Annotated in this window: 20 protein-coding genes; 6 read left to right on the forward strand and 14 right to left on the reverse strand. The window is 71.8% G+C overall.

Annotated elements, in window-relative coordinates:
* The first annotated feature begins 2 nt into the window (after nt 1-2).
* Genes aepX through LX83_RS05740 form a run of 3 tightly spaced genes read left to right on the forward strand, consistent with a single transcriptional unit; the run spans nt 3 to nt 2,873 of the window.
* The gene (gene aepX, locus LX83_RS05730; protein WP_253767787.1) at nt 3-932 is read left to right on the forward strand and encodes a phosphoenolpyruvate mutase; all 930 of its coding nucleotides are present in this window, start codon (nt 3-5) and stop codon (nt 930-932) included.
* Nucleotides 929-2,074 (forward strand): phosphonopyruvate decarboxylase, encoded by a 1,146-nt coding sequence (gene aepY / locus LX83_RS05735; RefSeq protein WP_253767788.1) that lies wholly within the window; start codon nt 929-931, stop codon nt 2,072-2,074. Before aepX ends, aepY begins: the two co-directional genes overlap by 4 nt.
* Before the next feature lie 31 nt (nt 2,075-2,105).
* Nucleotides 2,106-2,873: a sulfite exporter TauE/SafE family protein gene (locus LX83_RS05740; RefSeq protein ID WP_253767789.1), complete on the forward strand. Its 768-nt coding sequence runs from the start codon at nt 2,106-2,108 to the stop codon at nt 2,871-2,873.
* Here LX83_RS05740 and LX83_RS05745 read toward each other — a convergent pair.
* Both LX83_RS05745 and LX83_RS05750 read right to left on the reverse strand, forming a co-directional pair.
* On the reverse strand, nt 2,830-3,105 hold the full coding sequence (locus LX83_RS05745; protein ID WP_253767790.1) for a DUF3817 domain-containing protein: 276 nt from the start codon (nt 3,103-3,105) through the stop codon (nt 2,830-2,832). The two genes, LX83_RS05740 and LX83_RS05745, sit on opposite strands and share 44 nt — an antisense overlap.
* Before the next feature lie 3 nt (nt 3,106-3,108).
* A complete protein-coding gene (locus LX83_RS05750) occupies nt 3,109-3,642 on the reverse strand; it encodes a hypothetical protein (RefSeq protein WP_253767791.1) in 534 nt (177 codons plus the stop codon).
* A 368-nt stretch (nt 3,643-4,010) separates the two neighbouring features.
* Between LX83_RS05750 and LX83_RS05755 the strand changes: the two genes are divergently transcribed.
* Entirely contained in the window at nt 4,011-4,982 is a 972-nt protein-coding gene (locus LX83_RS05755; protein WP_253767792.1) for a GlxA family transcriptional regulator, read from the forward strand.
* Between the two features lie 155 nt (nt 4,983-5,137).
* Nucleotides 5,138-6,607 carry a glycoside hydrolase gene (locus LX83_RS05760; RefSeq protein WP_253767793.1) on the forward strand — a complete coding sequence of 490 codons (1,470 nt, stop codon included), beginning with the start codon at nt 5,138-5,140 and terminating at the stop codon, nt 6,605-6,607.
* A gap of 179 nt (nt 6,608-6,786) precedes the next feature.
* On the opposite strand, the gene LX83_RS05765 is transcribed toward LX83_RS05760, so the two are convergent.
* The 3 genes from LX83_RS05765 to LX83_RS05775 all read right to left on the reverse strand — a co-directional run bounded on the left by LX83_RS05765 (nt 6,787) and on the right by LX83_RS05775 (nt 9,861).
* Nucleotides 6,787-7,443: a TetR/AcrR family transcriptional regulator gene (locus tag LX83_RS05765; RefSeq protein WP_253767794.1), complete on the reverse strand. Its 657-nt coding sequence runs from the start codon at nt 7,441-7,443 to the stop codon at nt 6,787-6,789.
* A 403-nt stretch (nt 7,444-7,846) separates the two neighbouring features.
* Nucleotides 7,847-8,560 (reverse strand): hypothetical protein, encoded by a 714-nt coding sequence (locus LX83_RS05770; RefSeq protein ID WP_253767795.1) that lies wholly within the window; start codon nt 8,558-8,560, stop codon nt 7,847-7,849.
* Nucleotides 8,557-9,861 carry a right-handed parallel beta-helix repeat-containing protein gene (locus tag LX83_RS05775; protein ID WP_253767796.1) on the reverse strand — a complete coding sequence of 435 codons (1,305 nt, stop codon included), beginning with the start codon at nt 9,859-9,861 and terminating at the stop codon, nt 8,557-8,559. Before LX83_RS05775 ends, LX83_RS05770 begins: the two co-directional genes overlap by 4 nt.
* Before the next feature lie 334 nt (nt 9,862-10,195).
* Here LX83_RS05775 and LX83_RS05780 point away from each other — a divergent pair, with 334 nt between their 5' ends.
* Nucleotides 10,196-11,194 (forward strand): Dyp-type peroxidase, encoded by a 999-nt coding sequence (locus LX83_RS05780; RefSeq protein WP_253767797.1) that lies wholly within the window; start codon nt 10,196-10,198, stop codon nt 11,192-11,194.
* Between the two features lie 78 nt (nt 11,195-11,272).
* Here the strand turns inward: LX83_RS05780 and LX83_RS38320 are convergent, their stop codons facing one another.
* From LX83_RS38320 to LX83_RS05825, 9 genes are all read right to left on the reverse strand, one after another.
* On the reverse strand, nt 11,273-14,335 hold the full coding sequence (locus tag LX83_RS38320) for an SdrD B-like domain-containing protein (RefSeq protein WP_253767798.1): 3,063 nt from the start codon (nt 14,333-14,335) through the stop codon (nt 11,273-11,275).
* A 250-nt stretch (nt 14,336-14,585) separates the two neighbouring features.
* Nucleotides 14,586-15,914 carry an ABC transporter substrate-binding protein gene (locus LX83_RS05790; RefSeq protein WP_253767799.1) on the reverse strand — a complete coding sequence of 443 codons (1,329 nt, stop codon included), beginning with the start codon at nt 15,912-15,914 and terminating at the stop codon, nt 14,586-14,588.
* Nucleotides 15,911-16,981: a hypothetical protein gene (locus tag LX83_RS05795; RefSeq protein ID WP_253767800.1), complete on the reverse strand. Its 1,071-nt coding sequence runs from the start codon at nt 16,979-16,981 to the stop codon at nt 15,911-15,913. Before LX83_RS05795 ends, LX83_RS05790 begins: the two co-directional genes overlap by 4 nt.
* On the reverse strand, nt 16,978-18,456 hold the full coding sequence (locus tag LX83_RS05800; RefSeq protein WP_253767801.1) for a VWA domain-containing protein: 1,479 nt from the start codon (nt 18,454-18,456) through the stop codon (nt 16,978-16,980). Before LX83_RS05800 ends, LX83_RS05795 begins: the two co-directional genes overlap by 4 nt.
* 3 nt (nt 18,457-18,459) lie before the next feature.
* A complete protein-coding gene (locus LX83_RS05805) occupies nt 18,460-20,841 on the reverse strand; it encodes a serine/threonine-protein kinase (protein ID WP_253767940.1) in 2,382 nt (793 codons plus the stop codon).
* 2 nt (nt 20,842-20,843) lie between these two features.
* Nucleotides 20,844-21,986 carry a hypothetical protein gene (locus tag LX83_RS05810; RefSeq protein WP_253767802.1) on the reverse strand — a complete coding sequence of 381 codons (1,143 nt, stop codon included), beginning with the start codon at nt 21,984-21,986 and terminating at the stop codon, nt 20,844-20,846.
* Nucleotides 21,987-22,322: 336 nt separating this feature from the next.
* Nucleotides 22,323-22,883 (reverse strand): snapalysin family zinc-dependent metalloprotease, encoded by a 561-nt coding sequence (locus LX83_RS05815; protein WP_253767803.1) that lies wholly within the window; start codon nt 22,881-22,883, stop codon nt 22,323-22,325.
* Nucleotides 22,884-23,226: 343 nt separating this feature from the next.
* Complete coding sequence (locus tag LX83_RS05820) at nt 23,227-25,641, reverse strand: ATP-binding cassette domain-containing protein (RefSeq protein WP_253767804.1); 2,415 nt, start codon at nt 25,639-25,641, stop codon at nt 23,227-23,229.
* Between the two features lie 139 nt (nt 25,642-25,780).
* The gene (locus LX83_RS05825; RefSeq protein ID WP_253767805.1) at nt 25,781-26,914 is read right to left on the reverse strand and encodes an MsnO8 family LLM class oxidoreductase; all 1,134 of its coding nucleotides are present in this window, start codon (nt 26,912-26,914) and stop codon (nt 25,781-25,783) included.
* Nucleotides 26,915-26,924 lie beyond the last annotated feature (10 nt).

Raw genomic sequence — 26,924 nt, forward strand, 5'->3', positions numbered from 1 at the left:
CCATGGACAGCACCCGACCGGCCCAGCCACCGTCCAGGTCGGCCCGCCTGCGGGCGATGCTGGCCGCACCGGAGATCAGCTTCCTGATGGAGGCGCACAACGGACTGTCCGCGCGGATCGCGCAGCACGCCGGCTTCCCCGGGATCTGGGCCTCCGGCTTCGCCATCTCCACCGCGCTGGGCGTGCGCGACAGCAACGAACTCTCCACCAAAGAGCTGCTGGACACCGTCGCGTTCATGGTGGACGCCACCACGGTCCCGATCGTGGTCGACGGCGACACCGGCTACGGCAACTTCAACAACGCCAGGCGGTTGGTCCGCCAGTTGGGCCGGCTCGGGGTGTCCGCGGTGTGCCTGGAGGACAAGCTGTTCCCCAAGACCAACTCGTTCCTCGGCACCGGCCAGCCGCTCGCGGACGAGCGCGAGTTCTGCGGCAAGATCAGGGCCTGCAAGGACAGCCAGCTCGACGCGGAGTTCTGCGTCGTGGCCAGGGTCGAGGCACTGGTCTCCGGTCGCGGCCTGACCGAGGCGCTGCACCGGGCGGAGTCCTACCGCCGCGCCGGCGCCGACGCCGTCTTCATCCACTCCAAGCAGCAGGACGGCAGGGAGGTGCTGGACTTCGCCCGGGAGTGGGCGGGCCGGTGTCCCCTGGTGATCACCCCCACCACCTACCACGGGGTGGGCGTCGACGCGTTCGAACGCGCGGGCGTCGCCATGCTGATCTGGGCCAACCAGAACATGCGGGCGGCCGTGCTGGCCATGCGCCAGGTGTGCCAGTCGATCGCGGCCAACCGCGGGCTCACCGCCGTGGAACCGGCGCTGGTCTCGGTGCAGGAGGTGTTCGACTTCCTCGACTACGACGAACTGGACGCGGCCACCCTGCGCTACAGCTCCTGGCACGGCGACGAGACGACCGCGGGGGCGGGACCGTGATCGGCCCGAGCGCGTTCCTGGACGCGGCGCTGGACCAGGGCTTCGACTTCTACACCGGCGTGCCCTGCTCGTTCCTGACACCCCTGATCAACGCCGCGATCAACCACCCACGACTGTCCTATGTGGGCGCCACCAGCGAGGGCGAGGCGGTGGCGCTGGCCGCCGGCGCCTGGCTGGCCGGGCACACCCCGGTGGTGCTGGCGCAGAACTCCGGACTGGGCAACATGGTCAACCCGCTGACCTCGCTGTGCCACCCGTTCCGCATCCCCGTGCTGCTGCTGTGCACGTGGCGGGGCAAACCGGGGCTGCGCGACGAACCACAGCACGAGGTGATGGGTCAGGTCATGCACGACCTGCTCACCACGATCCGGGTCCGGCACCGCCCGTTTCCCGATCAGGCGCACCTGGTTCGGCCCGCGCTGGACGAGGTGCGCCACCTGCTGGCCACTGCGGAACTGCCGGTGGCGCTGGTCGTGGAGCGGGGTGCGGTGAGCGCGGGCCAGCCGCTGGACCCGCCAGCACCACAGCCGCCCACCACGTCCGGGAGACTGGCCGACCACTGCCGCGGCCGGGACCGCCCGGCTCGGGTCCACGTGCTGGCCAGCGTCACCGACCTGGTGCCGCCGGACGTCGCCGTGCTCGCCAGCACCGGCAAGTGCGGACGGGAACTGTTCACCCTCGGCGACCGGGAACAGTTCTTCTACCAGGTCGGCTCCATGGGATGCGCCAGCGCGCTCGGATTGGGAATCGCGCTCAACACCCGCCGGCGGGTCGTGGTGCTGGACGGCGACGGCGCCGCCCTGATGAAGCTGGGCAACCTGGCCACCATCGGCGCCTGCCGGCCGGACAACCTGATCCACGTGGTGCTCGACAACCAGGCGCACGACTCCACCGGCGGACAGCGGACCGTGTCCGGCACTGTCTCGTTCGGACAGGTCGCCCTGGCGTGCGGGTATCGCGGCGCGGCCGTGTGCGACGAGGTCGACGGCTTCGCCGAGGCGTTCCAGGACGCGCTGACCCGGCCGGGCCCACACCTGCTGCACACCAGGATCGCCGTCGGGTCGCTCGATCGGCTTGGCCGGCCCACCACCGCGCCCCACGAGGTCGCCAGGCGGTTCCGGCGGTTCGTGACGTCCGGGTGAGCGGGTCGGACCGACAACGGGTGGAGCGAGGATGAACGCGCTGACGGCAACCCTGGTCCTGGGCAGCGGGATCGCCGCTGGACTGATCAACACGATCGTCGGCTCCGGCACCCTGGTGACCTTTCCCGTCCTGCTGGCCGCGGGTTATCCCGCGGTGCTCGCCAACATGTCCAACACGGTCGGGCTGGTGGCCGGCAACTTCAGCGGTGCCTTCGGCTACCGGCGGGAGCTGCGCGGCCAGCGGCGGCGGGTGCTGGTGCTCGGCACGGTCGCCCTGCTCGGCGGCAGCGGTGGCGCGCTGGCCCTGCTGGTGCTGCCCGAGGCCACCTTCGACGCGGTGGTGCCCCTGCTGGTCCTGGCGGCCAGCCTGCTGGTGGTGGCCCAGCCGTGGCTGAAGAAGCGACTGGCGCGCCGGTCCAGGGACAGCACCGCGTCCGGCGGCCCACTGCTGTGCGCGGGCATCTTCGTCGCGGGCGGCTACGGCGGCTACTTCGGCGCCGCCGCGGGCGTGATCGTGTTGGCGCTGCTCGGGTTGCTGCTCAACGACGACCTGCAACGGTTGAACGGCATCAAGAACATCTGCATCGGCGTGATCAACGCGGCGGCGGCGGCCATCTTCGTCGTGGTCGCGGAGATCGCCTGGTGGCCGGCGCTGCTGCTGGCCGTGGGCTCGTTGGTCGGCGGCCAGATCGGCGCACGCGTCGGCCGCCGGATGCCCCCCGCACTGCTGCGCGCGTGCGTTGCCGTGATCGGGTTCACCGCTGCCGCTGTCCTGCTGGTGCGGCGTTACCGGTCCTGAGCACGAGCACACCGCCGATGGCGGGAACCAGCGACAGCAGCTTGGTGCGGGTGGCGGTGCCGGGCAACCGGACGGTGGCGATGATGACGAACAGGTAGGCGCAGCCGTGGGTGGGGCCGATCAGTGAGGAGACCGCCGGCAGGTGCACGGTGGCGAGGTTGACCAGCAACACGAGCAGGGAGAGGAGTTCGACCGCGGCGGCGATCCGCAGGGGACGCAGTGACGGGTTCACGGCTCAGACTCCCGTGGTGGAGCCGGGGCGCACGATCATCAGCACGGTGACCGTCGCCCACAACAGGTTGAACACACCGGTGTACATGGCCAGCCGGGCGGCGGCGCGCTGCGCCGTCCCGGTCACCGCCGTGGCGGTGGACACCGCCGTGATCGTGGCGCCGGTGGAGGTGGCGGTGCTCGTGGGCGTGGCGGTGGTGTCGAACTCGGCCAGGACCGCGGTCTGTCCAGGAAGGACGATCAGCGCCAGCACGGCCGCGGCCAGCGCGGTGAGCACGATCGAGGCGACCAGCCAGGCATCCCCCATGACCCCCAGGCTGCTGGCGGTGGCCAGCCCGAAGACGGGGACCACCACCCCGATCGCCGCGTAGATCCGGCAGATCCGGTGCAGGGTGCGCAGCACGGCCACGGCCTGCGCGTCGTCGGGAAGGGCACGAGCGCGGCGGGCGGCGGCCGGGAACATGCTGGCGGCCACCGTCACCGGCCCGACCGCGATGATCGCGGCCAGGACGTGGATGGCGAGAAGTGCTTTTGTCACGGGAACAACGTGCCTTTCACAGATGAAGCGCGGTGCGGGGCCGGTGACAGCCGGACCCCGGGCTCGTGGCCGGCCGGCAGGGGCCCGTGCGCGCGGGGCGCGATGGCGTCCAACGGATCGCCATCCGGCGAACAACACGGTCTGCGCGCGAGCATCCGGCAGCGGTCCTGTCTGGTGGGGGAGGGGTGGTGCCGGCGCTGACGGTAGCCAGCGCCACGGTCAACCGGAACCGGCTGGATTGCCACATTTCATCGGATTCTCGCCAACCGCCGGACGCCCGCGCGTGCCGGGAGATTGTCCGGATTCCAGTGGAATCCGCTGGTCAGGTCGGGATTGGCGGGATTTCGCCGGTGGCCTAAGTTGTCGTCATGCACACCGTGGCTGTTCTCGCCCTGGACGGGGTCATCGCCTTTGACCTGTCCACCCCGATCGAGGTGTTCAGCCGGACCCGCCTGCCCGACGGCCGACCCGCCTACCGGGTCCGCATCTGCGCGGCCAGTCCCCAGGTGGACGCTGGCGTGTTCACCCTGCAGGCGCCGTGGGGCCTGGACGCACTGTCCGAAGCGGACACCATCATCGTGCCCGGGTGCGCCAACCCGACCGCGCCGCTGCCGGAGGACGTGCTGAACGCGCTGCGCGCGGCGGCCGCCAACGGCACCCGGATCGCCTCGATCTGCTCGGGCGCCTTCATCCTCGCGGCCACCGGTCTGCTCGACGGGTTGCGCGCCACCACGCACTGGATCGCCGCGGCCCTGCTGGCCAGGCGCCACCCCGAGGTGGTGGTGGACCCCGACGTGCTCTACGTGGACAACGGGCAGTTCCTGACCTCGGCGGGCGCCGCCGCCGGATTGGACCTGTGCCTGCACATGATCCGGTGCGACTACGGCTCCGCCGTCGCCGCGGACGCCGCCCGCCTGTCGGTGATGCCGTTGGAGCGCGAGGGCGGCCAGGCCCAGTTCATCGTCCACGAACTGCCGCCCACCCCACAGGGTTCGCTGCTGGAACCCGTGCTGCGCTGGCTGACCGACAACATCGGCAAGGACCTCACCCTGGAGGACATCGCCAACCACGCCGGCATGAGCACCAGAACGCTCAACCGGCGCTTCCGCGAGCAGATGGGGACCACGCCGCTGCAGTGGCTGCACCGCACCCGCATCCGCCAGGCCCAGTACCTGCTGGAGAGCACCGACCACGGCATCGACCGGATCGCCAGCCAGACCGGGTTCGGCTCCGCCACGGCCTTCCGGGACCGGTTCAAGCGGATCGTCGGCATCAGCCCGCACGCCTACCGGCACGCCTTCCGCGGCGCCGACACGGTGCACGCGCTCGCCAGCCGCTGACCCGCCCCGCGCGGGCGCACCAGCCCGGCATCGGCCGGTCGTAGCCGGGTACCGGGTCGGCGGTTGGCACGAGAAAGCGCTATCCAGCCGATCGACAAGCACCCGTCCACGCACCACGCTTCATGTGTCAGGGCCCGCGCGGACAGGAGGCGATCATGGTGCGGCGCAGGACACTGCTGGCGGCTGCTTCGGGCGCGCTGCTCGGCAGCGTGGTGAACACGGGGACGGCGCGGGCCGACGAGACCGTGACCGTCCTCCCCGGCACCGACCACGGGCAGTGGGAGGGCTGGGGCACCTCACTGGCGTGGTGGGCCACCGTCTTCGGCCAGCGCAACGACTTCGCCGACCTGTTCTTCACCACCAAGTCCGTCACCTACAACGGCCGTTCGCTGCCCGGCCTCGGCCTGAACATCGCCCGCTACAACCTGGGCGCGTGCAGCTGGAACAGCGTCGCCGGCGAGACCATGGTCGCCTCACCCAACATCCCGCGGTTCAAACAGGTCGAGGGCTACTGGCAGGACTGGCACAGCGAGGATCCGGCGTCCTCCGCCTGGAACTGGAACGCCGACGCCACCCAGCGCGCCGCACTGGTCAAGGCGAGTGAACGCGGCGCGATCACCGAACTGTTCGCCAACTCGCCGATGTGGTGGATGTGTCTGAACCACAACCCGTCCGGCGCCGCGGACGGCGGCAACAACCTCCAGCCGTGGAACTACCGCCAGTTCGCCGTCCACCTGGCGACCACGGCCCGCTACGCCGCGGACCACTGGGGCGTCCGGTTCGCCACCGTTGAGCCGTTCAACGAGCCGTCGTCCACCTGGTGGCGAGCCGACGGCACGCAGGAGGGCTGCCACATCGACGCCGCCGTGCAGCGCACGGTCCTCGGCCACCTGCGCGCGGAACTCGACGCGCGCGGCCTGACCGGCACGCGGATCTCCGCGTCCGACGAGACCAGCTACGACCTGGCGCGCACCACCTGGGGCGGTTTCGACGCCAGCACCCGGAGCCTGGTCGACCAGGTCAACGTGCACGGCTACCAGGGCTCAGGCGGACGCCGCGACCTGCTGTACGCGGACGTGCGCGCGGCCGGCAAGAAGCTGTGGAACTCCGAGACCGGCGACAGCGACGGCACCGGCCTGACCCTGGCCACCAACCTGTGCCTGGACTTCCGCTGGTTGCACCCGACCGCCTGGTGCTACTGGCAGGTCATGGATCCCTCACCCGGCTGGGCCCTGATCCACTACAGCCCCGACACCCTGCAACCGGGTGCCGTCCAGACCAAGCTCTACGTGCTGGCCCAGTTCACCCGGCACATCCGCCCCGGCATGCGCATCCTGGAGACCGGCTCCGATCACGCGGTGGCGGCCTACGACCCGGCCGCCCGCAGGTTGGTCATCGTGGCCGTCAACCCGGGCGCTGCGCAGAACCTGACCTTCGACCTCAGCAGGTTCGGCCAGGTCAGCGGCGGCACCGGCGGCCTGGTACCCCGCTGGAACACCCTCACCTCGGGCACCGGAGACCGCTACACCGCCCACCAGGACACCTACCTCACCGGCAAGCAGCTGCGCGTTTCCTTCGCGGCCCAGTCCGTGCAGACGTTCCAGGTCGACGGCGTCAGCGTCTGACCGGCGGGACGCTGTCCGATGTGGACGGTGTGCGCGTAGGTGCCCCTCTTTCACGTCCTCTTCGGACGCTTCGAGGGGCACCGCACCGCGTGGTCGTCCTGTTCGGGTCGGGTGAGCGGTGCTGGGGCCGCGGGTGGTGGTGGGTGTGCGCGTGGCTCCACCAGAAGCCGCGCGGCAGGTCAGGGCTTTGGACGGTAGAACACGTCCTGCAGGCCGAGTGGGGTGGTTGGGGGGAGGGGCGGGGGCGGACCGGTGTGGTCGGCCCGGAAGGACTGGAGCAGGTAGGCCACGAGTCGGCGGGACGCGGCCAGGGCCGCTTCCGGGGACTGGGTGACGATGCCGGCGTTGGCCATGAGCAGCAGGACGAGATCGTCCTGCGCGAAGTCGGCGCGCAGGTGCCCGGCGTCCTTGGCCCGCTGCGCCAGCTTGACGAACCCCAGTTCGGCGTGGGCGCGCTGGTGGTCGAAGACGGTCGAGTCGGGGAACGCCGACAGGAACGCGGCGGTGAACCCCTTGTCCACGGCGTGCATGTCGCACACCTTCTCGATGACCGAGCAGAACCCGCGCCACGGGTCGGGGTCGGCGAGCGCGTCGTCGACGACCGCGACGCATGCCGCGATCTGCTCGGCGAACGCCTCGGTGACCAGTGCCTCCTTGGTGGGGAAGCGGCGGTAGAGCGTGGCCACCCCCACGCCGGCGCGCCGGGCGATCGCGGCCATGGGCACGTCGAGGCCGAGCGTGGCAAAGGTCTCGCGGGCGACCGCCAGGATGCGGTCGCGGTTGTGCTGCGCGTCGGCGCGCAGCCGCGGTGTCTCGGGTGGCCTGTGGGGGGACACGCGCGGCAGTTGAGCGGCCTGACCGGTCATGTCTCTCACTTTAACCGAAAACCGGACGGGTCTTTCCGGTTAGTGCGTGGTGTGCTGTCGGCGAGCCCGATGCCGTGCTGCGCCAGCCCTTGGTGGGCGGTGGGTCCGCCGAGGGCGTTCCCGGCTTCGTGGCGACCGCCGCCGCCGAGAAGGACCGGATGATCAGGCGTGACACGGGCGATCCGCTCCGGCTCCGCACCGGTCCGTGGCTGGAGTGCCTGCGTCGAGCGCATCCGGAGAACGCGTGCACGCGGTGGAAGGCGGCACGTCGTAGGTGGCCCCGTGGAAGAGGATGGAGGGGAACCGGATGCCTCGCCCGGGTATTCCTGTCCTCAGTGGACAGTGGGTGTGGTCGGCGGTCGCGGACGGCCGTTCACTGTCCGGGGAGCGGGACGCCGGGAACCGTGGGCATGGGGCCGCCCGGGCCGGTGAAGTCGATGACCGCGAACTCCTGCTGGTTGCCCAGCCGCGCCTCGACCCGGTGCAGCCGGCCTTCGGCGTCCAGCCAGTACCGCAGCCGCGCGTCGCCGGGCTGGGCGCTCGGTGCCTGGCCGGCCTGCTGAGGCCCTTCCAGCACCGCCACGGACACCGCGCCGATGCTGTCCGCGCGCAGCCACCGGGCCGAACTCTGGGCCAGCAGCTGCGCGTTGTCCGGTCGGTCGGCCGCGAGGTTGAGCATCAGCCGCAGCGCCCCGTCCAGTTCCGACCCGTTCTCCCGCAACTCGCGCACCTGCCAGCTGTCCGGCGGTGGCGGCTCGTTCAGCTGGCCGGCTGGGCCCGGGTGGAAGGCCACGGTGGTGAGGTTCCACAGCACCAGCCCGGTCGAGTCCTGGTCACTGCGGCCCTCGGTCTCCAGGCTGGCGTATCCCACGTGGTTGACGAAGTCGACCCGGCCGGTGAGCCGGAGCCGCCCGCCCGGTGCCGGCACGGTGGTGGTGAGATCGGCGGTCTGCTGGCTGTAGTTGGTGAACCGCACCATGGCCAGTTGCTCGGCCTCGGTGGTGGTCAGCGGCCGGGGTTCGGCGGCTGACGCGCACCCGGCCAACAGCGCGAACAGGACGACGGGGAGCAGCGCGGTCCGCCTCATGGCCGCACCGCCGCCCGGTCGACGAGCAGGTCGTTGGCCGGCACCGGCACCGCGTCCAGGTCAGGGGTGCCGGGCAGCCCGTGCGCCGGTTGTGCCGGGGCGGAAGCGGCATCGGGTAGTTCTGGCTGTGCCGGCGGGGCGGGCACCTGGGTGAACGGGACACCCGGCGGCGCGGTCGGCTGGGTGAACGGCGCACCGGGGCCGCTGAGACAGGCGCCGGACAACTCGGGCGCGGCCGGCTCGACGGTGTTGTCCCGCAGGCAGTTCCCCGAACCAGGAGCCCGACTGCTTGCGGTGTAGGCCACGGCCGTGGCAGCACCGGTGATCACGTTGCCCTGCACGCGGTTGTCCACCGGCGCGAGGTCCTCGGCGGAGCCGATGACCAGGCCGACGACCGGGTTGGCGGTGATCCGGTTGCGCGCCACCAGGTTCCTGGCGCTGCCGGCCAGGCCGACGCCCAACCCGAACGCGCCGTCGGCCTGCGCGGGCGAGGTCGGCTCGCCGTTGCCCGCCACCAGGTTGCCGACGATGACCGCGTCCTCCTGCGGGACGAACGCCTCCTGGTAGTCGGAGTTCGAGGTGAGGCCGACCCGGTTGCCGCTGAACCGGTTGCCGACCACGTACATCGATCCGGAGGCGTTGGTGCCCTCGTAGCCGACGGCGTTGCGCTCGGCCACGTTGTCGCGCACCAGGATGTCGCACGGCTTGCACTGGCCCACGTAGATCCCGGAGTCCGCGCTGCCCGAGGCGTAGCTGTGCTCGATCACGCCGTGCTGGGCGTCGAAGGCGTAGATGCCGTAGAGCCCGTTGTTGCTGGCGGTGACGTAGGAGACCCGGAAGCCCTGCAACGGGGGATGGCTGGCCGGATCGAGCCGCTGGTAGCCGGCGCTGCCCCTGGCCACGCCACCGCTCTGGTCGGACAGCCCGGTGACGAGGACGCCGTTGAGCGTGTTGTTGCGGACCGTCAGGTTCTCCACGGCCACGCCCGGCGCGGTCACCACCACGCCGTTCGCGCGCCGCACCTCGCCGTCGATGACGACACCGGCCCGCTGCGTGCCGCGCAGCACCACGTCCGGGGTGCGGATCTGGACGGTCTCGTGGTAGACGCCGGGCGCCACGAGCACGAGATCGCCGGAGCGGGCGGCGTCCACCGCGGCCTGGATCGTCGGCGCCTGCTCCGGAACGCGGATCGTGGCGGGACCGGCCACATCCGGGCGCACCGCCTGGGCGTCGCTCGGGCCGCAGCCGGCGAGCAGACCTGCCAGCAGGCTCGCCGCGGCCACGGCCGCGGTCTGGCGCAACAGCCGGGCACGCCGCCGAGGTGGCCGTGGCGCGTGGGACCGGGCGGTGCTGGTGCGACAGGGGGTGGAATGGATGACGCCGGAATGCAGAGGCACGCCGGAACACAGTAGGCGTTGGGCAGGGGAGCCGGGAAGGCCTGTGTGTGGATCACCGCAACGCCAAAGGCATATCACTCGATCGAGTGAGTCTCGTGCTGGTGTGCACAATGCTGTGGTGTCCAGTCTGTCTCGCCGTGCCCTCTTACGGAGTGCCGGTGCGGTCGGAGCCGCCGGCTTTGTCACCGGTTGTACCGGCCCCACCCCCGATGCCCCCCTTTCCCCCGCCGCATCGGACGTGGTCGACCCGCACGGCGCGACCCAGGCCGGGGTGGCCCGGCCCGCGGTGCCGCAACGCCACTGCGACGTCTCGGTCTGGGATCTGCCAGCCAGCGCCGACCCGATCCAGTTGCTGGCCCGGCTCAGCCCGGTCATCAGCGCACTGGCCAGCGGAGCCGCCCCGGCCCTGGCCGGCCTGCCCACCGCCGAGCTGACCGTCACGGTCGGACTCGGCCCCCGGCTGGTCGGCGAGCACACCGGTTTCCGCGAGTTGGCCGAGTTCCCGGTCTTTCCCGGCGACCAGGTCGATCCCGACCGACTCGGCGGCGATCTGCTGCTCCAACTCTGCGCGAACGACCCGCTGACGCTGACCACGGCGGCTGCCGAGGTGGCCAGGACCATCGAGGCCACGCCGAAGTGGCGGCAGACCGGTTTTCGGGGCCCGGCAACGGATTCCGGTGCCGCTCGCAACGTGCTCGGCTTCGTGGACGGGATCGTGAACCCCCGGACAGATGCCGACCTGGCCAGGGAGGTGTGGCTGGACGGCGACCAGGCGGTGCGTGCCGGTTGCGTGGCCGTGGTGCGGCGGATGCGCCTGGACGTGGCCGGTTTCCTGGCCCAACCCGTGGCCGAGCAGGAGCGGATCTTCGGCCGGCGCAGGGCCACCGCCGAGCCGCTGTCCGGCGGTGGCCCGCAGGCCGACGTCGACCTGGGGGCGAAAACACCGGACGGCCAGTACCTGATTCCGGCGGGGGCGCACGTCCGCCGGGCGCATGCGCTGACGGTCGGCGCCGGGCTCATGCTGCGCCGGTCCTACAACTACGACAACGGCCTCGACGACCGGGGCGTGCTGTTCATCTCGTTCCAGCGCGAGCTGCGCACCTTCGTCGCCACGGCGCACCGGATGGCCGAGGGCGATGACCTGCTGCGGTTCGCGACCACGACCGCGTCGGCCGCGTTCCTCATCCTGCCCGGCTTCACCGAGGACGCCCCGCTCGGCGCGAGCCTGGCCCGCTGAACCGAACCCTGAACCGAACCCGCCGGCGTGGTGGTCACCACGCCGGCGGGTCAGGCGCTCCCGGTTGTGCTGTTCAGGTTATGCCGCTCGCGTCTTCCGCTTGCGGCGTCGCGACACCACCAGCAGGGTGACGCCGGCCGCGACCACCAGGGCACCCAACACGGTCAACAGCCCCACGGTCGCGCCGGTCGACGCCAGGCCACCCGGTGGGCGCTGGACGTACTGCGGCGGGGAGTTCGCCGGCGGGGCGTTCGGCGGCGGAACCGCACCACCACCGTCCGCGGCGCGGTAGATCCCGGCGTCGAGGGTGAGGTTCTCCCGGTTGCCCGGTCCGAGCTTCACCTCCGGGATGCACCCGGTCGCCGGGGCCACATCCGAGTCGGCGGCGTCATCAGCACCAGCGTCCTGGTCGGTGAACTGGTGGCTGGCGAACGCGGCCGGCAGCGTGGACCGGTCCACGCACACCTGGTAGGTGCCGTCCGGCAGGTCGTCGAACAGGTACCGACCCTTGGCGTCGGTGCGGACCTCGCGCTGCTCCCCGGTCACGACATCGCGCACGGTCACCCGCACGCCCGAGACGCCCGGCTCGTCGGGGTCCTGGACCCCGTTGCCGTTGCGGTCCTCCCAGACCAGGTCACCGAGCCGGTTGCGGGGTTCGACGATGCCGGCGTCCAGGGTCAGGTCCTCCGGGTTGTCCGGCCCCAGGGTGACCGGGCCGGTGCACCAGGTGGCCGGATCGGCGTCCGAGTCCTGGTCCGGCGCGCCCACCAGCTGCTTGGTCAGCTGGTACTCGGCGTACCGCTCGGGCAGGGACGTGCGGTCGAAGCACACCGTGTAGGTGCCGTCCGGCAGGTTGTCGAACAGGTAGTTGCCGTTGTCGTCGGTGGTGGTGTGGCCGACCACCGCACCGGTCGCGTCCCGGACGACCACGCGCACCCCGGGCACGCCGGGTTCGTCGTCGCCCTGCACCCCGTCGCGGTTGACGTCCACCCAGACCAGGTCACCGAGCCGGTTCAGGCGCCGCACCCCGGCGTCGACGCAGTGGTCCACCGAGCCGGCCCGGCCGACGGTGACCTCCGCCTGACCGGTCTTCGGGTCCACGTTGGAGTCGACGCACCGGTCGCCACCCGCCGTGGACCGCGTCCAGGCCAACTGGGATTTCGGTGGTTTTCCTGGCAGTCCCGAGGTGTCCGCCGTCGAGTAGTCGAACACCACCCGGTAACAGGTGTCCGCGGTGAGCTTGTCCGCCACGCCGAAGTAGTACTCGCCGTTCGCGTCGGTGGTCTTGACCGCGATCGGCGCACCACCGGTGCAGGACAGCAGGCTCACCTTCACCCCGGGCAGGGGCGGCTCACCGGCGTCCTGCACCCCGTTGCCGTTGGCGTCGAACCAGACCCGGTTGCCGATCTGCACCGGCGCGAGGTCGCAGATCGCCTCCAGGTCGGCGAGTCCGTTCGACTTGCCCCACGAGTTCGTGAGCTGATAGGCGTTGCCGTCCACCAACCCGTTGCTCCGGTCGAACCAGCCCACGCCGCCGGTGCTGATGCTGATCGGGTCCATGACCGTGGCCGGCATCCGCTCCGCGCTGTACACCAGGGCGAACGCGCCCTGAGCGGTCTCCATGTGCACGGTTGTCAGGTGGTCGCCCGGGTAGTACTCCTTGACGCCACCCGGCTGGGGGCCGCCGTTGTCGCCGCGGACGTTGTTCGGGCAGGTCCCCGTGCCCTCCCAGGCGAACGTGCCGTCCGGCTGGGCGCAGGCCCGGTTGAGGTCACCCCCGGACATGCTGGAGTAGTACCCGTCCGAGCCGTCCGGAGCCGGCAGGTTGGCGCCGCTCATGTCGCCGTACCGGTCGCGGAAGCCGAGCACCAGGTCGCCGTTGGGTTCGACGCCGATGTCGGTCAGCAGGGGTTGCGGGTGGATGAGGTGCCTGTCGTTGGGCTTGGCGGTGTCGGCCCAGGAGTCGGTCCACGGGTTCCACCGGTCGCTGCCCTCGGGAACGCCCGAGTAGACCTGGCCCCGGGGGAAGTCCAGCGTCTGCACCAGCACCGGGGAGCCGGCGAAGGCGCCGTCCCGGAACGCGTGCACCGCCACGCGGACGTCGCTGAGCCGCTTGGTGGACTGGCCGGAGCAGACCCCGCCCACGTAGACCGTGACGTCGTGGACGCCGAGTCCGCCGGGCCGCCAGTCGTCGGGGCTGGGGCAGCCGGGGTCGGGGATGGCGTACGAGGCCTTGGGTGCGGCCGCGGTGGCGCCGGTCGCGTCGTAGACGTAGAGCCGGCGGTTGTTCAGGTTCACCACGTACAGCTCCGAGCCGTCCTCGGAGATGTCCAGGTCACCCAGGCTCTGCGTGCCCGGAACGCCGTAGAAGCGGCCGTCGGCCAGGGTGTTCTCGTGTGGCGTGTCCCCGGCCTCCGGCACGGTGGCGAAGACCGCGGTCTTCCCGTCCGGCGTGGTGGCGTAGACGGCCCCGGGACCACCCGGGCCGTACTTGGTGGCCCGCTTGGCAAAGGCGGCCGAGAAGACCCGCCGGTCCTGCTTGCGGTAGCCGATGCCGTACACCGTGCCGACCGCCTGCTGGTCCGCCAGCACGGTCGGCGCCGCGGTGTTCCGCGCGCCGAACGGGAAGGTGACCAGCGCGGTGGACGTGGGCTCGACCTTGTTGGCCGGCTGCTGGCAACCGCTGATCAGCGTCGGGTTCTGCTGGCAGTAGTCGGACGGGTTCCACACGCCGGTGACGACCTGGGCGTCCTTGCCCGCGCTGACGTCCACGAAGTTGACCAGGCTGGACAGTTTGGACCCGGCCGGCGCCGGAGCCAGGTGGGGCATCGAGTCGGGAATGCTGACCGCGACCCGGTACTTGCCCCCCTTCAGCTGGTTGGGGTCGATCACGACCGATCCGTCGTCTCCGGTGGTGCCGGCCGTGGTGGCGCCGCTGGGCGCGGTGACGGTGACCGGCAGGCCGGCGACGCCGACTTCCAGTGCGGCTTCGTAGGTGCCGTTCCCGTTGACGTCCCGAATGACCCGGACGTTGATTTTTCCTTCTGTTGCCCCTTCCGATCTGGCCTGTGGTAATGGCAGGACGGTCGCGCCGCTGGTGGCCAGGAGCGCGACAGTCAACAGCCGTAGAAGTTGTTTCACGGCGACTCCAGGAATGCTGCTGCCTCGAACGCGTAAACCCGACCCATTTACGCAGTTCTTGCGGCCGAAAACGATCGCAAGAGTGAGTGTATTGTCATTACTTTCCGTGCGGGAAAGTGAGTCCGGTTTCCTGGTTTGGCCGTGTCATTGCCGTCCTTTGAGTGGGTCGGCTGGCTTCGCAGTGTTACACACAGTTTGATTCGCTATTTTGGTCCCTCGGCCCACGGCGGGCCCGACCCCGCTGTGCGAGTCACGGGGCGCAGGACACCGTCAGCCAGGGCTCGTCACCCGGGCGGTCGGCCAGTTCACGCCGGATCTGGTCGAGTTCGCCGAGCAGCTCGTCGAGCCGGCTCTGGTCGCTGAGGTAGGTCAGCACGGCCCGGTAGAAGGCGTTGCGCAGGGTAGCGGGCATCAGGTCGGAGGCATCGAAGCAGAGGGTGTCCGAGCCGGTCAGTTCATCGATCACGCGGCGGGACACCTCGTCGCCGTACGCCTGACGACCCACTCGCGTGTTCGCCGAGAACGCGCCGACGCCCGGCCAGATGCGCTGACCGTCGGCGGAGGCGAGGAATCGCACGAGTGCCCTGGCCTGTGGTGTGTCCCGGAACATGCCGGCCATGTCCGCGGACACCTCCCAGGACTGGCTCGCGCCGGCGGCGACCGGGCCGAGTCTGGGCAACGGGAAGAAGTCGAAGTCGGTGCCGGCCCGGGGCCCACCGGGATAGCCGCGATAAGCACCCGCGATGAACGATCCCTGGTGTTCCAGGAAACAGCCGGGCGGGTCGGTGAACATGGCCCGCGCCGCGTCGGCGAAATCGGTCAGCAGTGCGCTTTCCGCTCCGCCCCGGACCTGACCCGGACCGCCGGTGATCTCACCCCAGGTCTGCCAGGCGCGCCGGACCCGCGCATCGGTCCACGGCAGCGTGCCGGCCACCCACCGCTGGTAGACCTCGGTGCCGGCCTGCCGCAACAGGATGTCCTCGATCCAGTCGGTGCCCGGCCACCCGGACGTCGCGGACGCGCCCATGCCCATGCACCACGGCGTGTCACCGCGAGCCACCACCGCACCGGTCAACGCGGTGAGGTCGGCCCAGGTCGCGGGACGGTCACCGGGCAGGCGCCTCGGGTTGAACCACACGATGCTCTTGAGGTTCACCTGGATCGGCACCGCGTACAGCCCGTCCTGCCCGGCCCGGGCCAGCTTCCTCCACTGTGGACTGTATTCCGACTCCCACTCCGGGCCGACCACGTCGTCCAGCGGCAGCACCGCGTGCTCGGCGGCGTACCGGGCCAGCTCGCCCGGGCTGGGCAGCACCGCCACATCGTGCGGGGTGCCCTGCTGCACGTCGTTGAGCAGGACCTGGCCGAGCGCTCGGGTGCCCTGGTAGTCGACCTGGGTGCCGGTCCGCGCCGAGAAGACCCTGAGCGCCTGGCGGAACTGGTCCTCCTCCGCCCCGGTCCACGGGCCGAGCAGGCTGACAGCGCCGCCGAGCCGATCGCTGGCGCAGCCGCCCGCGCCGGCGTTGGCCAGCACCACCAGCACCAGCGTCACCAACACCAGCTGTCGTGATCCGTTCATCTCACCCGGTACCTGTAGCTTCCGACTCGGGGGTAGAGGCCCACCACGACAAGCACCCCGACCAGTCCACCGGTGGCCAGGATCAGCCACGCGCTCCGGCGGCGTTCGGCAACGGCGGCCATCTCGGCGTTGGCGGCCCTGGCCTGTGCCGCGGACCGCGCCAGCACGGCGCCGTCAACGGCCGCGTCCTCGGGCGGCAGGTGGGTGAACCACGCGCTGACCGTGTCGCCGCAGCCGCCGGTGGCCACGGCGCACTGCTCGTCCAGCAGCTCCGCGAGTTCGCGTTGGCCGAGGGCGTCGTTGACCGCGGTCTGCTCCCACCCCCGCGCGCCCGGCTCGGCCACGAAGCGCTCGACCCGCGATCCGGTGTCGAGGGTGAGCGCTGTGACGCCCACCAAGCCGACCAGCAGCAACGACGCCCCGAGCAACGCCGGGCTGAGGATCCGTCGGAACCGGCGCTTCAGGTAGACCTGGGTGCCGCCGAGCAGGCCGGCCAGCACGGTGGCCGGCACCGCCCAGGACAGCGTGCTGAACGTGGTGGCCGCACCGGCCGCCTGCTGGGCGCTGCGCAGCTGATCGAGTTCGGCGAGGATGCCGTCGTGGGCGTTGTGCAGCAGGTGCGAAGCCTGCCACAGCTCGACCGCGCCGAGGGTGGCCGCGCCGTTCTGCCGGGAGTTCACCGCCTGCTCAACGGAACCGGTGTACACGGCGAGCAGGGCCTCGACCAGTCCGAGCCGCTGCCGGCCGGAGTCACCCGCCACGTTGTCCTCGGCCGCCTGCGCCAGGTTCTGGCTGGCGAGCCCGATCTGGTTGCGGTACTCCGCCCCGGCCCCGGTCAGCCGCACGCCGCTGGTGCGCGCGCTCTCCACGGCGGCCCGGTCGGCCGCCACCAGCGCGGTGCGCGCCGAGGTCACCTCCACCAGCGCGGGCACGGCGTCGTGCACCCGGGTGAAGGCCAACCAGGCGGACCAGGTGGTGACTGCGGTGAGCACCAGCAGACCCGCGCCGAGCCGCAGCAGCGTCCGGCGGGTCGTGCTGCGGGGGCGGGCGGGCAGGTCGCCGGTCACGGGGCGGCCTCCGGCAGCGGGGTGCCGCACGCACCGCAGTAGCTGGCGGTGCCGGGGCAGATCCGGCCGCAGTGCGCGCACGTCCGGTCGGGGCCGCCCACCCCGTGGTCGGGGTGGGCCAGCTCGTCGCTGGCCTGGGGGCTGCGGGTGCCGATGACGGAACTCATCGCGGCCCTGAGCAGGTCCTCGCGCCGCACGTCGTCCCGGAGCCGCACCACGCCCCCGGCCGCGTCCACCACCGTGACCAGCGGATCCAGCCGGACGAGCACCTCGGCGTTGCCGGCGAGGGTGGCCAGCCGCACCGCCCGACCCCAGTGGTGCTCGGCCTGGGCCCGCTGGTCCCGGTCGAACGCGTCGAAGCCGGCCATCAGCGCGGTGTGCAGTTCTTCCTGCCCGTTCTGGTGCGCGACCTTGGGGTGGACGCGGGAGGACAGCGCGGCATCGTGGGTCCAGTGCGCCTCGATCGAGTCCGGGGTGCCAACCGCGTGCGGCTCGGTGGTGCCGGCCGTGGTCGCGGCCAGACTGACCAGCGCCAGCTGGATGTCCTCGCCCACCGGGTGGTCGGTGTCGGGATCGACGGTCAACCCGACGAAGTACTCCCTGGTGTCCTGCTCGGGCCAGGAACCGGTGCCGAACTCCACGGTCCGCTCGTCGAGCTGGGTCACCTGGTCGGTGAGGTCGACGTTGGCCGGGAACGCCTCCCGGACGAAGCGGAGCCGGGTGCCCGGGGTCAGGCGGAGGCGGACGAACAGGTTGGGCACGACCTTGCCCATGGCTGCCTCGGTGAGCTGCCGGAAGTCGTCAGCCAGGTCGGCAGGGCGGCGCAGCCCGTCCGCGTGTCCGTTGAGGACAGTGGCGATCCGTTGCAGTTCCCGGGGTTCCCAGTCGCCACCGATTCCCCTGGCGTCGCAGACGAACTGTCCGGCGCACTCCGCGAGCACCCGGTCCAGGTGCTGCGGCTGTTCCCCGACGTTCTGGCCGTCGGTGAGCAGCAGGGCGTGCCGGATCGCGGTGGGGCGCGTCGCGAACAGTTCGCGAGCCAGGGCGAGCCAGTTGCCCATCGCGGTGCCGCCGCTGGCGACCAGCCGCGCTGCCGCCCGCTTGGCCTCAGCCCGGGTGCGCTCGTCCGCCCTGACCAACCCCGTGGCCGGGTAGACCGGTCTGGCCCTGCCGGTGCCTTCGATGATGGCGAAGAACACCCCGTCGCGCAGCGTGTCCACGGCTGCCGCGACCGCCCGCCGCGCCGCCGCGATCTTGGTGGCCGGCATGGACATCGAGCCGGAGCAGTCGATCATCACGATCTCGGCCGCCTCGGGCGGCGTCGCCAGGTGCGCGGCAAGCCCCTGCCCGGTCACGGTGAGGAACGCGGACACGTCCCTGGCGCCCAGGGGCAGGTAGCGGTTCTGGTACGCCCGCACGGCGAAGCCGGGTCGTGGCGACAGGGTTTCGTGCTCCGCGTTCGTCTCGGCTACCACCGTTCACCACCAGGTTGTCGGGCGTACCGCGTTGGCGCGATCGATCAGTACGCCGTGGTCGTCGGGATTGTGGGCCTGTTCGGCCAGTCGTCCGTACAGCTCCTCCAGCAGCTCCCGCACTCGTCGCTCGGTCAACGGCGCGACCGGAGCGCGATCGGCCGTCCCCGCCGTCCCCGCCGTCCCGGACGGACTGGTCGGACTGGCCGGACTGGTGGCGCGAACCCGCGCGGGCCACCGGCGGCGGACGCGTGCGCGCAGTCCCCGACGTGGCGGCGTGGCCGGGACGGCGGCGAAGAGCACGCCGTCCGGCAGCACCTGTCCGCCCGCCCGGATCTGGTCCAGCGCGACCTCGTGGGCGCTGGCCCGCAGCCGCACCTCGGGGTCCTCGTCCAGGCCGAGCGCGGCCAGCCGCCGGCCGGCTTCGGCGAAGTGCGCCGCGGTGGGCAGCACCGGGTCGGCGCCGTCGGCCGGGCTGATCCGACCGCACAGGACGCGCACGGCGGCGATCCTGGCCGCGGCGGAGTGCCGGGAGGTGGTCGGCACGGAGCCGAGGATCGCCACCGCGCCGGCGCGGTCACCCCGGCCCAGCCGGATGCGCGCCAGCCCGAACGCCGCGCTCACCTGGGCAGGGTCGCCCGCCCACACCGCGCGGTAGCAGTGCTCGGCGGCCTCGGCGCGGCCCAGGATCTCCCGGCACAGCCCCAGGACCAGCTTGGGCACCTGTTCACCGGGCAGCGCCTGGTACACCTCGACGAAGTGCGCCTCGGCCGCACCGGTGTCACCGGCCGCCAGCGCCACCAGTCCGCGGTGCCAGGCGAGCCGCCAGTCGTGGGCCCCACCAGCGCCGAGCAGTCGTTCGGCCTCGGCCAGGCGGGCACTGGCTCCGGGCAGGTCGGCCACGGCGGCGTGGGCCCGGCAGTCGACCAGCGGGACCTCCACGGAGGCGACCACGGCCGAGGGGTCGTCCCGGCCCTCGGCCAGCACGCGGATCAGGCTGCTCGGGCTCGCCGCGCCCGTCCTGGCGAGCAGGTCCGCGGCCGGGTCGGCCGGGTGCACCCGGGGCGCGGGCAGGCCGGCGACCACCGCGGCGGGTGCCGGCGGCTGGTTGACCGGGGCGGTCGTGGCCAGCGGGACCCCGGTCCACCGGGACAGCGGTGGCACGCTGCCGAGCCCGGCGTCGAGCAGGACGACGGGGTCCTCGAACACGGTTGAGGAAACGGGCCGCACGGTGCGTCCCCGCAACCCGACGATCTCCCGCAGCACGCCCTTGAGCTGTGTGGACATCTCGGCGGCCGAGGTGAAGCGGTGCTCGATCGGGGCGGTGGCGCGCTTGATGACCTGGCGCAGGGAGTCGAGCCCGACGGCGATCGCGCCGCTGCCACTCCGCTGACCGCGCACCTCCTCGGCGACCTGCACCAGCACCTCCAGCGTCCGGCCGACCGTGTACAGGTCCGATCCCACGGTGAGGCCGTGCTCGCTGATCTCCTCGGCGGGCACCTGGTAGTCGCGGGTGCCAACCACGGCGCTGTGCCGGTCGCCGATCTCGCGGACCGCGCCCAGATCGATGACCTTGACCCGGTTGGCCGTGCGGATCGCGTTGGCCGGTTTCACGTCGCAGTGGAGCAGGCCCTCGCCGTGCAGGTAGTCCAGTGCCGCCAGGATTTCCAACACGTAGGTGATGGCCAGGTCCACGGTCAGCGGGCCGTGCCCGGGCCACGCCGAGCCGGTCTTGAGTTCGGACAGGGTCGGCCCGCCCACGTACTCCATCACGATGTACTCGGTGGGGTTGCCGGACACCGGGTCGGGGTGGCTGACGAAGTCCAGGATGCGCACGATGTTGGGGTGGTCGAGGGAGATCAGCGCCAGCCGCTCGTTGTCGGCGAACCGCCGCGCCGTCCGGTCCTCGGTGTTGATCAGTCCTTTGAGGACGACGTGGATGTCGTTCAGCCGTCGTGCCCTGGCCAGGTAGACCCAGCCCATGCCGCCTCGGCTGAGCGGCCCGACCACTTCGTAGCGGCCGTCCACCAGGTCACCCTCGCGCAGCTTGAGGGAGAAGGAGAACCGGGCACCGCAGTGCTCGCAGTAGCCCTCGGTCAACGCGGGCTGGCCCCGGTAGCCGCGGCCCGCCGGCCTGCCGCACTCCCCGCAGACCTGGCGATCCACGCGGAGCAGGGTCCTGCCCACCTGGCTCTCCGGGGCGGGCAGGTCGAGAACGGGCGGGGACAGCAGGTCACCGCTCACCCAGGAGCCACGGCCCCGGCCGCGCGCCCCGATCCGGGGTGACGACGGCGACCGGGCCTCGCGCGGCGGACGACGGCCACACCGGTCGCAGAACCCGGTCTGGTCGATCACTCCGGTGCAGCCCGGCCGGTCGCAGGCTGGCATGCTCACCCCGCCCTCACCCCGCCGGCCCGGACGGCCAGCTGGTAGTCGTTGACGAGCTGCTCGCTGACCACCAGATCGCAGGGGGTTCGGGTGAGCGCCTCGTGCGCCCGCCGGTACGTGCTGTCCAGGCCGGTGTCCTCGGCCAGACCGAGGGCGGCTGCCTTGGCGCGCACCGCGTCCAGCAGGGCGAACAGGTCCCGGCGGCGGTCGAGCAACTGGTCGAGTTCCCGCCAGTGCTCGTCCACCCGGCGCAGTGCCCGCACGACGGCCGCCTCCGCCGCGGCCAACTCCGCCAGCAGCGCGTCCGGTTCCTGGTCGGCCTGGCCCTGGCGCAACGCGGTGAGCCGCAGTTGCAGCCGCAGGGACAGCGCGCCGTCACCCACCCTGGGGACGGCGGCGATGCGCGCGGCGACGTGCTGGTGGTGCCGGTGCAACGCGACCTCCCGGTCCGCGACGTCGGCGACCCGCTCGGCCAGCGCGGCCAGGCTCCGCGCGATCTGGCTCCGCGCGTTCTGGGGGCTGGCGTGGTTGCCGGGGCCGGGGTCGGACCAGCGCGTTCTGGCGATGGTGAGCGCGGGTGAGTCCGGACGGCGGAAACCGAGCAGGAAGCGCACGCCCCGCTGGACCAGTGGGGTGAGCACCTCGGTGACCAGCTCCTCGGGCTCGGCCGCGTCGTCCACGCCGTCCAGCACCACGGTCAGCGGCGGTGTCCGCGCGCACACCCGGTCGATCACCTCGGGGCCGTCCGGGTCGATGGCCAGCCGGCCGGCGAGGTGTCGGACCACGTCAGCCGCGGTCTTGCCCGGTGCGTCGACGACCACGGCCGCGCCGGGTGCGCGGGCGTTGTCCGTCTGGTGTGCCGAGGACTCGGCGTCCGCCTGGGCGATGGCGCTGCGCAACACCTGCGCGGTGGCCGATCCGGGCTCGCCGGTGACGACCAGCGCGACCTTGGGGCCGATGTGCACGTTGCCGTGGACCACGCCCAGCTGGGCCGCGATGTCGGCCTGTCCGCCGAGTTCGTTGACCACGTTGCCGCCGACGCCGGGGAGCTGGTCGAGTCCGCCGGCCCCGGCGGGGGAGGCGGCCTCGGCGAGGGCGGCGCGCAGCCAGTCCAGCACCAGTTGTCTCAGCTGTTCGGCGGGCACCGCGCCAGCCGGGTCAGCGCCACCGGCCGTACCCGTGTCAACGCGTGCGTGCCGCGGCTCGTCCGAACGACGGAATTCGGGCGAACCTCGTTGGTCAACCCCCATGCCGAACGACCCTACGTCCAGCTCATGGCCCCTGGCGACGGGATGACCAAATCGTGCCGTTCGTGTTTCCCCGGCATCACCCGATCGGCTCCTCGTGGTGCTGCGGTGGCACATTCCGGTCGAGTCGTAGCAGTGCCCGGGGTCGAACACCACGTCGGAGGATGGGATTGCCGCCCCACCCCGGGCCGAACCACAGCGGCTCGGACACCGGGGTGGGTCGGCGCGTGCGCGTCAGAACACGAAGCAGTCGGTGTAGCCGGCCTCGCGCACGGCGAGGGTGGCCAGGCCACCGGCGTTCTGCCGCACCTGGGCGATCTCGGTGGCGTGCGGTGTGGTGCTGGTGCACGAGGTGGGCGAGCTGTGCCCGGACATCAGGTAGTCGCACCGGCCGTTGCGGTTGTCCGGCAGGCTGAGGATGTGGCCCAGCTCGTGGGCGGCGATCCGGGGCGGGTAGAAGCCGTCGACAACGGCCTCGCGTCCCATGTAGACGGTGCCGCGGCCGAAGCCGCCGGGGTAGGTCCTCGGCCAGCCGTCGTCCGCGTAGATCCTGACCGTTGCCTGGGCACCGGTCGCCGGTTTGAACTGGATGGTGGGCACCGCCTTGTTCCACGCGGCGGCACCCTCGTTGACCGCGGCCTGGAACTCCTGTGCACCACTGGCGTCGTAGTAGATCGTGCGGACGGCGAGTGGCGCGGGTGCCGCGCTCGCGGCCGGTGCCCCGACGAGCGCGATCATCGTGAGCATCAGCCCGACGGCGGTGGCCATCGCCCTGACAGCGTTGCGCACGGACATGCGTTCTCCTTAAGCCGGTCCGGCGAGAAACACGGGCTATTGTCCAGACCAACCCGAACACCGGCCATCCGCCGAACGTATCCGCTGATTGGTCCGCCGGGCCACCGGACGGGCCAGGACGGTCGGCCGGAGATCACACCGAGCCTGGTGACCCCCAGCACGGAACGATTAAGCCGGGCGCGCACCATCCCCTGGCGTGATCGCACTCCAGCACAACGGGAAAACCGCGACTTCGCGCCGAGCGAACCAGCACGCCGCACGTTGACTCCAGGTGTTGACTGTTGACCGCGTGCGATGACCGCCCACAAAGGCCGGACTCGCGTTGGTGGGCCCGGTCGGCGGCTCAGCGGTGCTCGGCCGAGGCGGCTGCCAGGGCCTGGCGCAGGTGGGTGGCGGTGTGCGAGTGGGGCACGTCGCACAGCGCCCTCGGGGTGCCCTCGAACAGGATCTGGCCGCCGCTGCTGCCGCCCTCCGGCCCCAGGTCGATGACCCAGTCGGCGTGCGCGATGACGTCGAGGTTGTGCTCGATCACCACGGCGGTGCCGGCGTGGGTGTCCACCAGCCGGTCCAGCACGTCGAGCAGGCGTGCGACATCGGACATGTGCAGCCCGGTGGTCGGTTCGTCGAGGACGTAGATGGCGCCCTGCCGGTGCAGGTGGGTGGCGAGCTTGACGCGCTGCCGCTCGCCACCGGACAGGGTGGTGAGCGGTTGGCCCAGCCGCAGGTAGTCCAGTCCGACATCGACCAGGGCGTCCAGGACCGGCGCGACCGCGCGCTGTCCACTGAGGAATTCCCGCGCCTGGGCGACGGTCATCTCCAGCACGTCGCTGATGGTCCTGCCGTTCAGGTGGTAGGTCAGCACCTCGGCGGTGAACCGCCGGCCCTGGCAGCTCTCGCAGACGGCGGAGACCTCACCCAGGTGGGCCACGTCCGAGTAGATCACCCCCATGCCCTCGCAGGTCGGACACGCGCCGGCCGAGTTGGCGCTGAACAGGGCGGGGCTCACGCCGTTGGCCCTGGCGAACGCCTTGCGGATCGGGTCGAGCAAACCGGTGTAGGTGGCGGTGGTGGAGCGCCGGTTCGCGGTGAGCGCCGACTGGTCCACGACGACGGCCTCCGGGTGCTGGGCGCAGAGCACGCCGTACACCAGGCTGGACTTGCCGGATCCGGCCACACCGGACACCACGGTGAGCACCCCGGTGGGAATCTCGACGGTGAGGTCGCGCAGGTTGTGCAGGGTGGCACCGGACACGGTGAGGTGTCCGGTGGGGGTGCGCACCGCGTCCTTGAGCCTGGTCCGGGCCCGCATGTGCCTGCCGGTCGGGGTGTCCGCGGTGGACAGTGCCGCCACGTCGCCGGTGAACACCACCCGGCCGCCGTTGTCACCCGCTCCCGGGCCGATGTCGATGACGTGGTCGGCGGCGGCGATGACGTCCGGATCGTGCTCGACGGCCAGCACGGTGTTCCCGTTGTCCCGCAACGACAGCAGCAGGTCGGTGAGCCGCCGCACGTCTCGGGCGTGCAGACCGGTGCTCGGCTCGTCGAAGATGTAGAGCATGTCGGTCAGCGTGCTGGCCAGGTGCCGGACGATCTTGACCCGCTGGGATTCCCCGCCGGAGAGCGTGTCCGTCCTGCGGTCCAGGCTCAGGTAGCCCAGTCCGATGTCGACGAGGTGGCCGACGCGTTCGGCCAGTGCGTCGACGATCGGCGCGGCGGTCGGCAGGTCGAGGCCGGTCAACACGTCGTGCAGGTGGGCGGCTTCCATCGCGGACAGCTCCGCGATGCCGTGCCCGGCCACCCGGCAGTCCAGCGCCGCCCGGGACAGTCGGGCACCACCGCAGTCCGGACACGACACCGACGTGGTGAACCGCTCGACCATCTGCCGGGTGCGCTGGCCCAACTCGGCGCTGTCCCGCTGGATGTACAGCCGCCGGAACTTCACGACCGCGCCCTCGTAGGAGGCGTTGACCTGCTGCCCCCTGACGTCCACCGGAACCGAGCCGGAGGTCGAGTACAGCAGGGTGTGCCGCTCCTCCTCGGTGTAGTCGCGGACCGGCTTGTCCGGGTCGAGCCGCTCGGAACGGGCGTAGACCTGCCAGTACCAGGAGCCGACCTTGAACGCCGGGGCGAGCAGGGCGCCCTCGTTGAGCGAGCGGTCCGGGTCCAGGAAGGCGGTCATGTCGATGTCGATGACCTCGCCGAGCCCCGCACAGCCGGGACACATGCCGGTCGGCAGGTTGAACGAGAACGCGTCGGGGCCACCGACGGCGGGCGTGCCCGCGCGGGAGAACAGCAACCGCAGCAGCGGTGCGATGTCCGTGGCAGTGCCCACAGTGGACCGGGAACCGCCGCCGAGGCGGCGCTGGTCCACGACGACCACCGCGGACAGGTGCTCGATCATGTCCACGTTGGGATGGCCGTAGCTGGGCAGGAACCCGCGGACGAACGCCGGCAGCGTCTCGTAGAGCTGCCGCTGCGCCTCGGTCGCGATGGTGTCGAACACCAGTGACGACTTCCCCGATCCGGACACGCCGGTCACCACGGTGAACTTCCGCTTGGGGATCTCCACGTCGATGTTGGCCAGGTTGTGCTCGCGCGCGCCGACCACCCGGATCCGCTCGCCCGCCGCGGCCGGCCGAGCCGTGGCCGGTCCGGTCGGGTTCGCCGCGCCTCCTTCCCCACTTCGCCGGCCGCCTGGTTCGGTCGGAACCCGCCAGGAGGGTGCCGCTGTGCGCACATCGGTGTCGCCGGAATTCATGCCTTCAAGTGTTTCATTGACCGTCCCGTTGAAACTTCTGTCCGCATCGGACGCCGCGAACTGAATGTCTCTTCGGGAAACCTTCAACAGCGGGAACCCCTGGCGAGGGTCGTCCGCCGGGACCGGGCGGCCCGGTCGGTCAGTTCCGGTACCACTCCTCGGCGAGCAGTTGGTAGGAGCGGACCCGGTCCTGGTGGTCGTGGGTGATGGTGGTGATCACCAGCTCGTCCGCGCCGGTCGCCTCCTGCAGTTGCCGCAGCCGGGCCGCCACCGTCGCTGGCGAGCCGACGAACTGCGTTGCGACGCGGTCGGCCACCAGTTCCCGGTCCTCCTCGGTCCAGGTGAGTTCGGCCGCCTGCTCGGGGCTGGGAAACGGGATGGCGCCCTCCAGCCGGCGGATGCTGCGCACCCACGCCGGGTACCCGGCGGCCAGCCGCCGCGCGGTCCGGTCGTCCTCGGCCACCACGACGTCGGCGGAGACCGCCACGTGGGGCCGGTCCAGCACGGCGGACGGGGTGAACGCCGCCCGGTAGGCGTCCACCGCGTCGAGCACGGTCGCCGGGCTCACGTGGTAGTTCGCGGCGAAGCGCAGACCGCGGCTGCCCGCGATGGTCGCGCTCTGCCCGCCGCTGCTGCCGAGGATCCACACCTGCACGTCCGCGCCCTCGCCGGGAACGGCGTGCACGTCAACGCCGTCCTCGGCCCGGTGGCTCCCGTTGAGCAGGGCCAGGATGTCGTCGACCTGCTGACCGTAGTCGGGTGGCTGGGCGCCCGGCTGTTGCAGGAGCGCGAAGGTCGCGGCGAGCCGGGGCGCGGCCAGCACGGCGGCCGCGTCCAGTCGTTTGGGCTTGGGCAGCGGCAGGCCGTTGGGAGCGGTGCGCGGCGCGTCCTGGGCCGGCGTGGGCGGGTGCTGCGCCCGCTCCTTGACCAACTGGGGGCCGCTGCGGCCGAGACCGAGGTCCAGTCGGCCCGGGTGCAGCGCGTCGATCAGCCCGAACTCCTCCACAGTGGACAGTGCGGTGCGGTGGGCGAGCTGAACCCCGGCGGAACCGAGCCGGATGGTGTTGGTGGCGGCGGCGACGAGCGCGATCTCCACCGCGGGTGAGCTGCCCGCCACACCCGGGTTGAGGTGGTGCTCGGCGAACCAGTAGCGCTGGTAACCCGCCCGCTCGGCGTGCTGGGCCAGGTCGATGGTGTTGCGCAGGGCCTGGCGCGCGGTCGAGCCCGCCGCGATCGGGATCAGGTCGAGCACGGAGAGGGGAACCGGGGGCATGGGTGTCCTT

This window comes from Goodfellowiella coeruleoviolacea (assembly GCF_024171785.1).
In the GTDB taxonomy this organism is placed as follows: domain Bacteria; phylum Actinomycetota; class Actinomycetes; order Mycobacteriales; family Pseudonocardiaceae; genus Goodfellowiella; species Goodfellowiella coeruleoviolacea.

Excerpts from the sequence above, each read along its gene's own strand:
- aepX (WP_253767787.1), top strand. The coding sequence starts at position 3 with ATGGACAGCACCCGACCGGCCCAGCCACCGTCCAGGTCGGCCCGCCTG.
- LX83_RS05740 (WP_253767789.1), top strand. The coding sequence starts at position 2,106 with ATGAACGCGCTGACGGCAACCCTGGTCCTGGGCAGCGGGATCGCCGCT.
- LX83_RS05755 (WP_253767792.1), top strand. The coding sequence starts at position 4,011 with ATGCACACCGTGGCTGTTCTCGCCCTGGACGGGGTCATCGCCTTTGAC.
- LX83_RS05760 (WP_253767793.1), top strand. The coding sequence starts at position 5,138 with ATGGTGCGGCGCAGGACACTGCTGGCGGCTGCTTCGGGCGCGCTGCTC.
- LX83_RS05770 (WP_253767795.1), bottom strand. The coding sequence starts at position 8,560 with ATGAGGCGGACCGCGCTGCTCCCCGTCGTCCTGTTCGCGCTGTTGGCC.
- LX83_RS05790 (WP_253767799.1), bottom strand. The coding sequence starts at position 15,914 with ATGAACGGATCACGACAGCTGGTGTTGGTGACGCTGGTGCTGGTGGTG.
- LX83_RS05805 (WP_253767940.1), bottom strand. The coding sequence starts at position 20,841 with ATGCCAGCCTGCGACCGGCCGGGCTGCACCGGAGTGATCGACCAGACC.
- LX83_RS05815 (WP_253767803.1), bottom strand. The coding sequence starts at position 22,883 with ATGTCCGTGCGCAACGCTGTCAGGGCGATGGCCACCGCCGTCGGGCTG.
- LX83_RS05820 (WP_253767804.1), bottom strand. The coding sequence starts at position 25,641 with ATGAATTCCGGCGACACCGATGTGCGCACAGCGGCACCCTCCTGGCGG.
- LX83_RS05825 (WP_253767805.1), bottom strand. The coding sequence starts at position 26,914 with ATGCCCCCGGTTCCCCTCTCCGTGCTCGACCTGATCCCGATCGCGGCG.